We start from the raw sequence: 11567 nt of genomic DNA on the forward strand, positions 1-11567 counted from the left end.
GCGGCTTACTCCGCTGCCTGTGGCTGCCCGAAAGCGATGCCGGTGAAGGTTTGGTTCAAGTGCATGGAGCGATACTGCTCGCCATAGGTACCGAAGCCGATCACCTTGTTGGTGCGATAGAGCTCGGAGATGTCGCGAAACACCTGACGGTTGCGGGCGTCGAGCCGGCGCAGCACGCAGTCGAATCCAAGGATCATGTCGATGCTGCCGAGCTTGCTTTCGACGTCTCTGAGTGCGGCCTTAGTGGTCTCGACCATACCCAGGGGCTGAGCGACGGACAGCACGACGCCGTCGTCGATGGCGCAGAAGAACGAGAGCGAGCCGTCGGAATTCATCTTTTGGATGGAACGGCAGTAATATTCGCCGCCGACTTTGACCACGACCGGATGCGAGGCGAACGAGAAGGGAGTCAGCGTCTGCTGTACGATGCCGACGGAGGCGGCATATTCGGTAGCCGCGACATCGGCATTGAATTCGCGCACGATGCGATGATCGGGATCGGACGCCGTCACGACCAGTTTCTCGTCGGTCGGCACGAAATTGTCGGTCTTGAAGACGTGGAACGGAATGGTTGTGGCGATCAGCACGACAATGGCGCAGTCGGACGCGACCTGGCCGTTGCTGATGAGCGTGGTCGTCTCGAACTTGAGGTCGTCGCCGGCCGACCCGCCAAGCAGCGGGATGTCGTCGAGTCCCCAATGGATGGCCGAAGTGACGGCTTCTTCCGAATAAGACAGACCGTCTATGAAGCAGAGCGCGAAGACATTGCCGGCACGGGCATATTTGCTTGTGGCGCGTAGCGTCCGCCGCAGCACTTCGACTTCCCCGGTAATGCCGTCCATCGCCGAGGACGAGAGGTCCCGCACCATGGCGCTCGCCACGGTGAAGGTGGCCGAAGGAAGCAGCATCGCCAGCATATGGCCTTCCTCCAAACCATCCGGCGTGATCTCGCCCGCCGTCGAGCAAGCGGCGTAGGCCAGGCCGGGGGCATGGCGCTTCAGGGCTGCTGCAAGGGTTTGTGCATCGATCAGGCTTTGCGAGAAGAACAGCAACATATAACCGGCGCCGATCGCGTCGGCTTCCCGGGCGATTTCAGCCGCAAAACGTTCCGCCTCGGGCTCGCTTGAGGTGAGCGCCGACAGGCCGCACGCATAACGCGTCCGCGAAGCGACCAGCTTATCCTCCCAATTTTATCGACGCTCCTCAACGCCAGCTGTATTGTTGCAACAGGCTCTTCGAATGGCAATGGGTGCACCCCGACGCCCGTGACCGAAAGTACAATATACGGCGTATTGGGCGGATTGCATTCTCACGAAATAAGGATAGTTCGGAGCAAATTTTCCAGCAATTCCAGAACACAAGAACAACGGTCTGCCGGTCCGTCCGGAGGAAGCCGGCAGTCTACCGAGGTTGAACACCCAGGGAGGCTTCATGTCGGACATTTCGTTGACCGTGAACGGCAGGCAGGTGCGTGCCGCCGTCGAAGATCGCACTTTGCTGGTTCACTTTCTGCGCGAGCACCAAGGCCTTACCGGCACGCATGTCGGCTGCGACACTTCGCAGTGCGGCGCTTGCGTTGTCCATGTCGATGGCAAGGCGGTGAAATCCTGCTCGATGCTGGCTGCCCAGGCCTCAGGTTCGACCGTCGTGACCATAGAAGGCATAGCCAACGGCGCGGACCTCCATCCCGTGCAGGCCGCGTTCAAGGAACATCACGGCCTGCAATGTGGCTTCTGTACGCCGGGCATGATCATGACCGCGACCGATATGATCGCCCGCCACCCGGAAGGATTGGACGAGGCAACGGTCCGGGCGGAGCTCGAGGGCAATATCTGCCGCTGCACCGGATACCACAATATCGTCAAGGCGATACTGGCCGCTTCTCAGACAATGTCGAAAGCATCGAAGCCGAAGAAGGCGGCCTGAGCTGCGATCGGACAACCGGTCGGCAATCTCCCTTTTGTTGCGAAACCGATCAGGAACTTGGTCGCAACGCGATTGAACCGGCCACAACGAATTCACTTCAAGGTTCCGGAGGAGAATTTTGATGGGTATGGAAGGAATAGGCGCTCGCGTCACCCGCAAGGAAGACAAGCGCTTCATCACCGGCGCCGGCCGCTATGTCGATGACATGGTGGTGCCTGGCATGAAGCACGCCGTTTTTGTGCGCAGTCCGCACGCACATGCGCAGATCAAGAAGATCGACGTCAAGCAGGCACAGGCCATGCCTGGCGTCGTTGCGGTTCTGACCGGCAAGGAATTGAAGGCCGATGGCATCGGGAACCTCATCTGCGGCTGGATGATCCACTCCAAGGATGGCTCGCCGATGAAGATGGGCGCCTGGTCGCCGCTCGCCTTCGACCGCGTCCGCTATGTCGGCGATGCGGTAGCCATCGTGATCGCCGACACCAAGGGCGAGGCGCGCGACGCGGCGGAAGCCGTCGAGGTGACCTACAAGGAACTCAAAGCCGTCGTCGACGCGGTGAAGGCTCTGGAGAAGGGCGCACCGCAACTGCATCCCGAAGCCGAGGGCAACCTGATCTTCGACTGGGAGATCGGTGACGCCAAGGCGACTGATGCCGCAATCAAGGCGGCGCACCATGTCACCCGTATGAAGATCGTCAACAATCGCCTGGTTCCCAATGCCATGGAGCCGCGCGCGGCTCTTGGATATTACGACAAGGGCGAGGACCACTACACCTGCTGGACGACGTCACAGAATCCGCATGTCGCCCGTTTGGTGATGAGCGCCTTCTATAATGTCGCGCCTGAAAACAAGCTGCGCGTCATTGCTCCCGACGTCGGCGGCGGCTTCGGCTCGAAGATCTTCATCTATCCGGAAGAGGTCGTCTGCCTGTGGGCATCCAAGAAAGCCGGCGTGCCAGTGAAATGGGTAGCAGACCGCACCGAAAGCTTCCTGACCGATGCGCATGGCCGCGACCACCACTCGACGGTGGAGATGGCCTTCGACAAGAACAACCGCATTACGGGTCTGAAAGTAGACACAGTCGCCAATCTCGGCGCCTACATGTCGCTGTTCTCGTCCTCGGTGCCGACCTATCTCTACGCCACGCTGTTGTCGGGCCAGTACAACATCCCGGCCATCCACGCCAATGTGCGCACGGTCTATACCAACACGGCGCCTGTCGATGCCTATCGCGGAGCAGGGCGTCCGGAGGCGACCTATCTGCTCGAACGCACCATCGAAACGGCTGCGCGAGAACTCGGCGTATCACCTGCGGAATTGAGGCGCACCAATTTCATCACGCAGTTCCCGCATCAGACACCGGTGATCATGTGTTACGACGCCGGCGATTATGCCACCTCGCTCGATGCGGCAATGAAGGCCGCCGACTATGCAGGTTTCGCAAAACGGCGCGACAAGGCCAAAAAGGCGGGAAAGCTGCGCGGCATCGGCATGAGTTGTTATATCGAAGCCTGCGGCATCGCACCCTCGGCGGCGGTTGGTTCGCTCGGAGCTGGCGTCGGCCTCTGGGAATCGGCGGAAGTGCGCGTCAATGCGGTTGGCACCATTGAGGTGCTGACGGGCTCGCACAGCCACGGCCAGGGTCACGAGACGACTTTTGCCCAACTGGTCGCCGGCCGCTTCGGTGTGCCGATCGACTCCATCAGCATCGTGCACGGCGATACCGACAAGGTTCAGATGGGCATGGGCACCTACGGCTCACGCTCCGGCGCCGTCGGTATGAGCGCCATCGTCAAGGCGCTCGACAAGGTGGAGGCCAAGGCCAAGAAGATTGCCGCGCATCTCCTGGAAGCTGACGAGGGCGATATCGTCATCGAGAACGGTGCGCTGAAAGTGGCTGGAACCGACAAGAACGTGCCGTGGTTCCAGATGGCGCTTGCCGCCTACACCGCGCACAATCTGCCCAGCGGCATGGAGGCAGGCCTGAAAGAGACCGCCTTCTACGATCCCACCAACTTCACCTTCCCGGCGGGCTGTTACATCTGCGAACTCGAGGTGGATCCGGAAACGGGTCTTACTGAGATCATCCAATTCGTGGCCGCCGATGATTTCGGCAATATCATCAACCCGATGATCGTCGAAGGACAGGTTCATGGCGGCATCGCGCAAGGCGTCGGCCAGGCCATGCTGGAAGGAGCGTATTACGACGCAAGCGGCCAACTGCTGACGGCGAGCTACATGGATTATACCATGCCGCGCGCCGGCGACCTGCCATCCTTCAAGGTTTCGACCTCGAATACGCCATGTCCGAGCAATCCACTCGGCATCAAGGGCTGCGGTGAGGCCGGTGCCATCGGCTCGCCTCCTGCGGTCATCAATGCCCTTACCGATGCGCTTGGCGTCGCTGATTTTACCATGCCGGCCACTCCTTCACGGGTATGGGCGGCGGTGCAGAAACACTGAGGGAGGGGAAGGGAATAGGGCAGTAAGGCAATAGGCAAGATCAATGCCCTACTGCCTTATTGCCTCACTCCCCGCCTACTCCGCCACGATTTCCCCTGTGAGGAGAGCAAGATGTACTCCGTCAACTACCATCGAGCCAATTCCGTCGCGGATGCGGTGAAATTGCTGAAGACCGGCGATGCCAAGCTGGTTTCAGGCGGCATGACATTGATCCCGGCAATGAAGACTCGGCTGGCGGCCCCATCGGACCTTGTCGACATATCCAGGATCACGGCGCTGAAAGGCATCAAGGTCAGCGGCAAGGCCGTCACCATCGGTGCTGCCACCACGCATTACGAGGTCTCCACCGATGCCAAGCTGCAAAAGGCTTGTCCAGCATTGGCCGAACTGGCTTCGATGATCGGCGACCCGGCCGTGCGTCATCGCGGCACGATCGGCGGCTCGATCGCCAATAACGATCCGGCGGCAGATTATCCCGCTGCCATGGTGGCTCTGGGAGCGACGATCGTAACCAACAAGCGCGAGATCGCTGCCGACAAGTTTTTCAAGGGATTGTTCGAAACCGTGTTGAAGGATGGCGAGATCGTCACCGCCGTCACGTTTAACGCGCCGGCCAAAGCGGCTTACCAGAAGTTCCGCAACCCGGCCTCGCGTTATGCAATCGTCGGCGTCTTTGTGGCCAAGGGCAAGGATGACGTGCGTGTCGCGGTGACCGGCGCAGGCGACAATGGCGTCTTCCGTGCCAAGACGATAGAGGCCGCGTTGGCCAAATCGTTCGATCCGGCGGCGCTGGCCGGCGTAAAGATATCGGCGGACAGCCTGATGAGTGACATCCATGCTTCGGCCGATTACCGGGCCCACCTCATCAGTGTGATGGCCAAGCGCGCTGTGGCCGCAGCCAACGGTTGATTGCATTCTACGTCTTGCTGGAAGGGGAAGGGGCCGCGTGAGGCCCCTTTTCCGTTGGTCTGCAACTGCGCAGGCATTTTAATCATATGTACAGCATTCCTTTGCATGTTCGTTGGGCAACCGCGGCGTTTGCCGCGCTTACTTCCCAAACGGGGGATGCGCTTTCCTTTCGTTGGTCTGCATGTGGCCGCTTGAGGGATGCGCAGAATTGTCAGGCACGATAAGGTAGCGGCTGGGCGGGCTTCCCGAGTAACGCAGAGGGGAAACTACGTCATGTTCAGTACAAAAGAGCACCACTTTACCAGCGGTGGCAAGGAAGACAGGCCAAACGTCAAGCTCTTCGACCCTTGGGAGCACAAACTAGCGTTCGACCATACGCTCAACGATCGGATGGGCCCGGTCCTTTCTGGTGACGATCGTGAGCGCGCTTCGCGCGACGACCGTTGATATCTGGCTGACCGCAAGAGGCTTCACTGGCTCCTGCGATTCTCTTACCGTCCGCTAGAATTGGGCGGACGGAGAACGTAGATCTCCGCCATCAACGTCGGTCGTGCAGGAGGACTCTCATGCCGCACCAGCCGTGGAACTTGTCAGAACGCTTCAGTTTCAATGGTCATTCAATCGCCTGGGAGGCGATCGGAGAGGGGCCACCCGCTGTGTTGCTCCACGGCACGCCTTTTTCCTCCGTCGAATGGCGGCGGATAGCGCCGTTGCTTGCCCGCGAGCGCCGTGTCTTTTGCTTCGATATGCTCGGCTATGGGCAATCCGACAAGCCGGACGCGGACGTGTCCCGTGGTGTGCAGAACAAATTGTTCGCGGCGCTATACGAGCATTGGGGGCTGGAGCGGCCCGACGTCGTTGCGCACGACTTTGGCGGATCCAACGCCTTGCGAGCCCATCTTCTGAACGGGCTCGACTATCGCTCGCTGGTGTTGATCGACCCTGTCGCAATCACCCCGCAAGGATCTGCGCTGGTGCGGGCAGCCAAGCAGCATGAGCAGGCTTTCGCAAACCTTCCTGCCTACATTCACGAAGCGATGCTACGTGCCTATATCGGCAACGCCGTGGCCAACACGCTGCGCGAAGACGAAATGCGGCTCTATTTGGAGCCATGGCTCGGTCAGATTGGCCAAAGAGCCTTCTGGCGCCAGATCGCGCAAATGGACGACAAGTACAGTGAGGAGGTGGAGTGGCGGTTTGGCGAGATGCGGTGTCCTGTCTCGATCCTGTGGGGAGAAGATGACAATTGGATTCCGATCGCCGACGGTCGCGAACTGGCACGCCGCATGTCGAACGCGCCGTTCACGCCTGTGCCCAATGCGGGGCATCTGATGCAGGAGGATGCGCCGGAAGCAATCGTTGCGACCACTTTGCGCCTTTGGCAGGCACTTGATCAACCCGCGTCAATGAACTGAAAAATATCGCTTTTAACGGGCGTGCTCGACAAGGTCGCGCACATAGTTGCGCAAAGTCGTGCGGCCGTGTTCGGCTTTCTCAAACTCGGGAGGCCTGTCGTCCAGCATAGTTCCCGTCATACATGCATAGGATTGTGCGGCTGCATCTGAAAACCCCAGTTTTTTAAAAGCCTCGACCCAGCTGGCTCGCGGGATGATCTCAACCTCGACGGGTTTGTCGAGAGCTTCGGAAAAGGCGTCTGCGACGTCTCGCGGTGTGTAGCGCTCCGGACCTTCGACATATTTGAGATCGGTGTCACCGACGGGCTCCAGCAAGCGGTTGGCCGCCGCCTCCCCGAGGTCCTGCGGCGCAACCATCGGAATGGAAAGGTCCGCCGGCAGGAAGCTCGGCAGCTTGCCGTCTGCGCGAATGGCGTCGAGCATGCCGCCCCAGTTGCTCATGTAATATGCCGCACGATTGACCGCCGAAGGGATAGGCTGCGCATTCAACGCCTTCTCGAATTCATGAAGAACGGTCAGGTCGCCGCATCTTTCGCCGGGGCGGGCCCCGTAGGTCGACGCCAAAACCACTTTCTCCAGTCCCGAGCCGTCGAGTGCGGTTATAATCGCCGCCAGATTGGCACGCTCTTCCTTGTCGGTGTCGGTGGAGGGGGCAGCCGGTGGATTGAGGAGAAACGCGCGCCTGCCGACGCGGAACGCCTGCCGTAATCTGTCGGTATCGTGAATGTCGGCGACAAGGATTTGCGCGCCGGCTTCCTGGAGCTTCGCACCATGGTCGGCGCTGCGTGTTATCACCGTTACGGGCTCGCCGCGCGCGAGGAGCGCCCTTGCCGTCGCCGAGCCGACCTGGCCTGTTCCGCCCAGGATGATGTGCATGACGCTTCTCCCTTGTTGCAAGTGATAGCCATAGCGGGATGTTGTCGGAACGTGTCAGAAGAGTCCGGGTTCCTTTGGTTTCATGGTGACAGGCAAATCGGCTTGCCGTGCGGTTCGCTGTTACTGCCAAGGATGGACGCGCCCCTATTGGCCCGTCGCGCGTGAACTCGCCGATGTGATCGTTATACGATCAGGTAGCGAAGCGCGGGCGATGGCCGACGCAATGTTCGGGTAATCCAAGGTCTTCATGAATGGATCGCAGGCATGAAGGAGCATCGCGTGAATAGTGCGAGCGACGTTCGTTTCTGGGATCGGAGTTCCAGGAACTACGCCAAATCGGCGATTGCCGATCAGCAGGGGTATAGCCGCACATTGGAGCGCACCCAGGCGCTGCTTGGTTCCGATGGCCACGTGCTAGAGCTCGGCTGTGGCACGGGAACCACTGCGCTGCGGCTCGCCGGTCGAGTACAAAGCTATCTGGCGACGGATTTTTCTCAGGCCATGATTGCGATCGCCAAGGAGAAGCTCGCGGTCGCACCAACCCCTGGACTCGAGTTCCGCACGGCGACCGCCGAAGCCCTGGATGCCGATACCGGGGCGTTCAACGCGGTTCTCTGCTTCAACTATCTCCATCTGGTTCGGGACTTGCCGGGCACACTGCAGCGCATCCACAGCCTGCTCGCTTCAAGAGGGCTATTCATTTCCAAGACGCCGTGTCTTGGGGATATGAATCCGCTGATCCGGCTGGCGCTTCTGCCTGTGATGCGCGCCATCGGCATGGCCCCTCACGCTGGATCTTTCAGCAAGAAGGAACTCGCTCTCAGCATTTCGCTCGCAGGTTTCGAAATCCTCGAAATGGAAAATCACGCCGCCAGAGGCAACGATAACCGCCCTTATATTGTGGCGCGCAAGATAACCGACTTTTCTGAATCATAGAAAATTTCAAGCGATCGCGCCGACGTGCACTGGGCACCGCTCGTCAGGTTCACCATTTCAGCACTTCATTTTCGTGGTGCTGAAATTAGACATTGGTAGTGGATCAAATCTTCTCCGTTGCCTGCTCGCCTTGCAGTTCTATCCTCGCTGCAAACGAGGAGGAGAGAGATGCAAGGCAGGACAGAAGCCTCTGGCAGCTGGCTCGATCGCGCGCACACCGTCGCCGACCCCGGTTTCAATCGATGGCTCGTGCCCCCGGCCGCCCTATGTATCCATCTGTGTATCGGCCAGGCCTACGCTTTCAGCGTGTTCAACCTGCCGATGTCGAAGCTGATCGGCATTACGGAATCCGCACCGGACGACTGGAAGCTGACCAGTCTCGGCTGGATATTCTCGATCGCGATCGCTTTTCTTGGCATCGCCGCCGCCTTTGGGGGCGGCTGGCTGGATCGGGTCGGCCCGCGCAAGGCGATGACGCTTGCCGCCGGCTGCTTCGGCGGCGGTTTCCTCATATCCGCGCTTGGCGTCTATCTTCATCAGCTCTGGATTATCTATCTGGGCTATGGCGTCATCGGCGGGATCGGGCTCGGCCTCGGCTATATCTCTCCCGTCAAAACCCTGATCACCTGGTTCCCGGATCGGCCGGGCATGGCAACGGGCATGGCGATCATGGGATTCGGTGGTGGCGCTTTCATTGCCTCGCCGCTCTCAGTCTACCTGATGAAGATCTTTTCGACCGAGACCCATGTCGGGGTCGCCGAGACCTTCCTGGTGCTAGGCGTGGTCTATTTCATCTTCATGATGATCGGCGCCACATTGGTGCGCGTTCCGCCGGATGGCTGGCGGCCATCTGGCTGGACCCCGCCGGTGAAACAGAGCGCAATGGTGACGAGCGCCAATGTCCATCTGGATGACGCGCTGAAGACGCCGCAGTTCTGGCTGCTGTGGGGTGTGCTCTGCCTCAACGTCACAGCGGGCATCGGCGTGCTCGGACAGGCATCGGCAATGAGCCAGGAAATGTTCCCAGGTCGGATTTCGCCGGCCGCCGCGGCTGGCTTCGTCGGCCTCCTGTCGATCTTCAACATGCTGGGCCGGTTCTTCTGGGCATCGGCTAGCGATTTCATAGGTAGGAAGACAACTTACGCTATTTTCTTCTTGCTTGGTGTCATCATCTATGCGGCGGTGCCGTGGACAGGCCAGACAGGCAGCATCTTCCTGTTCGTATTGTTCTACGGGGTCATCCTGTCGATGTATGGTGGTGGCTTTGCGACAATACCAGCCTATCTGCGCGACGTGTTCGGCGTGCGCTATGTTGGCGCTATCCACGGCCGCCTGCTGACGGCATGGTCGGTCGCGGGCGTGCTCGGACCTGTGCTGGTCAACTATATCCGACAGTACCAGATCGACAGCGGCGTAGCGAAGGCTGATGCCTATACGGTTACCATGTACATCATGGCCGCGCTGCTGATTGTCGGTTTTGTGCTCAACCTTTTGATGCGGCCGGTAGCCGAGCGCTTTCACATGAAAGTCGAGCAGCCGGCTTGAGGGAGGACGATATGGCCAATGAAACGCAAGGCAGTTCGATCAAGCTGCTGCTCGCCTGGCTGCTGGTAGGTATTCCGCTTGCTTGGGGCTTCCTGATGACGCTGGCCAGCGCTTTGCCGCTCTTCCAGTAGCGATGGAGGGGCAGCCTCGATGAGGCGCGTCCCTCCGCAATTTAGCCCTTCAGCTGCTTGGCGTAGTAACGAACGGCTTTCTTGCCACCATGGATGACGGCTTCACCGACTTCCCGGAAGCCGAGTGCGGCATGGAAGGCATCCGAGCCTGGATTGGGCGGATCCAAGTTCACTTCGCATGTGACGATGTCGTGGCCGGCCGCCGCGGCACGCGCAAAGAGGTCTTCATACAGGCGGCGCGCATGGCCGCGCCCGCGAGCGCTGGCCGCAACCACGATGCGATCGACATAAACAAAGCTTGGGTAGCGTTCCCGGAACCAAAGGAAGTTCGGGCTGTCGTAGGTGGCTGTCTGGTCAAAGGTCAGCAGGAAGGCCTCGACATCGCCGATGCGGCTTGCTGAGAACGACGTAGTGATCAACGCGGAGAGTTCTTGCGGTTCGAGCCACGACAGCTCGGCGGCGTTCTCATTGTTGAGAACGAGCACGGCCGCTTCGTCCGCGGCTTGCACGGCTTCGATGGGAAGCGATTCCGTCATGCCCGTGCTGCCTTGATGGTGGCTACGACAAGTGCCTCGTCGGTAACGGTGTTGCGGTATTCGCGATCGAGATCGTCACCCCCCATCCCGACATGCGGATTGCGGTAGAGCATGCCGCTGGCTTCATCTCTGGGCGAAGCGAAGTGCATTTCCGTTAGTCCGGTCTTTGCACGCACGGCGCCGATATTGGTCGGATCGAGCGCGCCGCAACCCATGATGATGATGCGTCCGGCCGCCTGCTTGACGAGTGCCGCCAAAAGATCGGCGCCTTCCACGGCCGTGTCACGCTGGCCGGAAGTGAGCACGCGTCCGACCTTGCAGCGGATGAGCGCCTCGAGCGCTTCGGTCGGATCACGCGTCATGTCGAAGGCACGATGGCAGGTGACCGCGAGCGGGCCGGCAGCATCGACGAGGCCGGCCATCCGCTCTTCATCGATCTCCCCGTCCGCCGTGAGACAGCCGACCACCACGCCGGCAACACCGAGCTCGCGAAGCGCGACGACATCGGCCAGCATGGAGCGATATTCAGCATCGCTGTAGAGGAAATCACCGCCGCGAGGGCGCACGATGACGTGGAAGGGGATCCTCGCCAGTTCCAATGCCAGCCGAACCGTCCCGAGGCTCGGCGTGATGCCACCCTCAACCAGGCTGGCGCACAGTTCGACGCGATCGGCTCCCGCACGCTCAGCGGCGAGAAGGCCATCGATGCCCTCGACGCAGATTTCGATCACCGGGAGTTTCGTTGTCACATCGGGGCTGGCCAAGGTCGTCTCCAGTTCGGCTTGAACGTGGCGATGCCTAGCACTGCGTGCAGCAAGGCGGAAGCGGG

Annotated in this window: 12 protein-coding genes; 8 read left to right on the forward strand and 4 right to left on the reverse strand. The window is 60.2% G+C overall.

Annotated features, from left to right (window positions below; all coding sequences use genetic code 11):
- Window positions 1-5 precede the first annotated feature (5 nt).
- A complete protein-coding gene (locus L4923_RS00275; protein WP_425530896.1) occupies window positions 6-1175 on the reverse strand; it encodes an FIST N-terminal domain-containing protein in 1170 nt (389 codons plus the stop codon).
- Between the two features lie 256 nt (window positions 1176-1431).
- On the opposite strand from L4923_RS00275, the gene L4923_RS00280 reads away from it, so the two are divergent.
- The 5 genes from L4923_RS00280 to L4923_RS00300 all read left to right on the forward strand — a co-directional run bounded on the left by L4923_RS00280 (window position 1432) and on the right by L4923_RS00300 (window position 6714).
- Window positions 1432-1926: a (2Fe-2S)-binding protein gene (locus tag L4923_RS00280; RefSeq protein WP_239360655.1), complete on the forward strand. Its 495-nt coding sequence runs from the start codon at window positions 1432-1434 to the stop codon at window positions 1924-1926.
- 121 nt (window positions 1927-2047) lie between these two features.
- Window positions 2048-4390, forward strand: coding sequence for a xanthine dehydrogenase family protein molybdopterin-binding subunit (locus L4923_RS00285; protein ID WP_239360658.1), 2343 nt, complete (start codon window positions 2048-2050; stop codon window positions 4388-4390).
- 111 nt (window positions 4391-4501) lie between these two features.
- Window positions 4502-5299: an FAD binding domain-containing protein gene (locus tag L4923_RS00290; protein WP_239360660.1), complete on the forward strand. Its 798-nt coding sequence runs from the start codon at window positions 4502-4504 to the stop codon at window positions 5297-5299.
- Between the two features lie 273 nt (window positions 5300-5572).
- On the forward strand, window positions 5573-5746 hold the full coding sequence (locus L4923_RS00295) for a hypothetical protein (RefSeq protein ID WP_239360662.1): 174 nt from the start codon (window positions 5573-5575) through the stop codon (window positions 5744-5746).
- 119 nt (window positions 5747-5865) lie between these two features.
- The gene (locus L4923_RS00300; protein ID WP_239360664.1) at window positions 5866-6714 is read left to right on the forward strand and encodes an alpha/beta fold hydrolase; all 849 of its coding nucleotides are present in this window, start codon (window positions 5866-5868) and stop codon (window positions 6712-6714) included.
- 12 nt (window positions 6715-6726) lie between these two features.
- Here the strand turns inward: L4923_RS00300 and L4923_RS00305 are convergent, their stop codons facing one another.
- The gene (locus tag L4923_RS00305) at window positions 6727-7590 is read right to left on the reverse strand and encodes an NmrA family NAD(P)-binding protein (protein ID WP_239360677.1); all 864 of its coding nucleotides are present in this window, start codon (window positions 7588-7590) and stop codon (window positions 6727-6729) included.
- A 264-nt stretch (window positions 7591-7854) separates the two neighbouring features.
- Between L4923_RS00305 and L4923_RS00310 the strand changes: the two genes are divergently transcribed.
- From L4923_RS00310 to L4923_RS31175, 3 genes are all read left to right on the forward strand, one after another.
- On the forward strand, window positions 7855-8526 hold the full coding sequence (locus tag L4923_RS00310; RefSeq protein WP_239360680.1) for a class I SAM-dependent methyltransferase: 672 nt from the start codon (window positions 7855-7857) through the stop codon (window positions 8524-8526).
- Window positions 8527-8694: 168 nt separating this feature from the next.
- Window positions 8695-10071: an L-lactate MFS transporter gene (locus L4923_RS00315; protein ID WP_239360683.1), complete on the forward strand. Its 1377-nt coding sequence runs from the start codon at window positions 8695-8697 to the stop codon at window positions 10069-10071.
- Between the two features lie 11 nt (window positions 10072-10082).
- Window positions 10083-10202 carry an MFS transporter small subunit gene (locus L4923_RS31175; protein WP_425530883.1) on the forward strand — a complete coding sequence of 40 codons (120 nt, stop codon included), beginning with the start codon at window positions 10083-10085 and terminating at the stop codon, window positions 10200-10202.
- 41 nt (window positions 10203-10243) lie between these two features.
- Here L4923_RS31175 and L4923_RS00320 read toward each other — a convergent pair whose 3' ends face one another.
- Both L4923_RS00320 and L4923_RS00325 read right to left on the reverse strand, forming a co-directional pair.
- Window positions 10244-10738, reverse strand: a complete 495-nt coding sequence (locus tag L4923_RS00320) for a GNAT family N-acetyltransferase (protein ID WP_239360686.1) — start codon at window positions 10736-10738, stop codon at window positions 10244-10246.
- Window positions 10735-11502 carry a copper homeostasis protein CutC gene (locus tag L4923_RS00325; RefSeq protein ID WP_239360689.1) on the reverse strand — a complete coding sequence of 256 codons (768 nt, stop codon included), beginning with the start codon at window positions 11500-11502 and terminating at the stop codon, window positions 10735-10737. The genes L4923_RS00320 and L4923_RS00325 overlap by 4 nt, the downstream gene beginning before the upstream one ends.
- Window positions 11503-11567 lie beyond the last annotated feature (65 nt).

Source organism: Terribium retamae, from assembly GCF_022347545.1.
GTDB lineage: Bacteria > Pseudomonadota > Alphaproteobacteria > Rhizobiales > Rhizobiaceae > Mesorhizobium > Mesorhizobium retamae.

What these genes read in the sequence shown, in the direction of transcription:
- L4923_RS00280 (WP_239360655.1), top strand. Translation starts at nt 1,432, where the DNA reads ATGTCGGACATTTCGTTGACCGTGAACGGCAGGCAGGTGCGTGCCGCC.
- L4923_RS00285 (WP_239360658.1), top strand. Translation starts at nt 2,048, where the DNA reads ATGGGTATGGAAGGAATAGGCGCTCGCGTCACCCGCAAGGAAGACAAG.
- L4923_RS00290 (WP_239360660.1), top strand. Translation starts at nt 4,502, where the DNA reads ATGTACTCCGTCAACTACCATCGAGCCAATTCCGTCGCGGATGCGGTG.
- L4923_RS00295 (WP_239360662.1), top strand. Translation starts at nt 5,573, where the DNA reads ATGTTCAGTACAAAAGAGCACCACTTTACCAGCGGTGGCAAGGAAGAC.
- L4923_RS00300 (WP_239360664.1), top strand. Translation starts at nt 5,866, where the DNA reads ATGCCGCACCAGCCGTGGAACTTGTCAGAACGCTTCAGTTTCAATGGT.
- L4923_RS00305 (WP_239360677.1), bottom strand. Translation starts at nt 7,590, where the DNA reads ATGCACATCATCCTGGGCGGAACAGGCCAGGTCGGCTCGGCGACGGCA.
- L4923_RS00310 (WP_239360680.1), top strand. Translation starts at nt 7,855, where the DNA reads ATGAAGGAGCATCGCGTGAATAGTGCGAGCGACGTTCGTTTCTGGGAT.
- L4923_RS00315 (WP_239360683.1), top strand. Translation starts at nt 8,695, where the DNA reads ATGCAAGGCAGGACAGAAGCCTCTGGCAGCTGGCTCGATCGCGCGCAC.
- L4923_RS31175 (WP_425530883.1), top strand. Translation starts at nt 10,083, where the DNA reads ATGGCCAATGAAACGCAAGGCAGTTCGATCAAGCTGCTGCTCGCCTGG.
- L4923_RS00320 (WP_239360686.1), bottom strand. Translation starts at nt 10,738, where the DNA reads ATGACGGAATCGCTTCCCATCGAAGCCGTGCAAGCCGCGGACGAAGCG.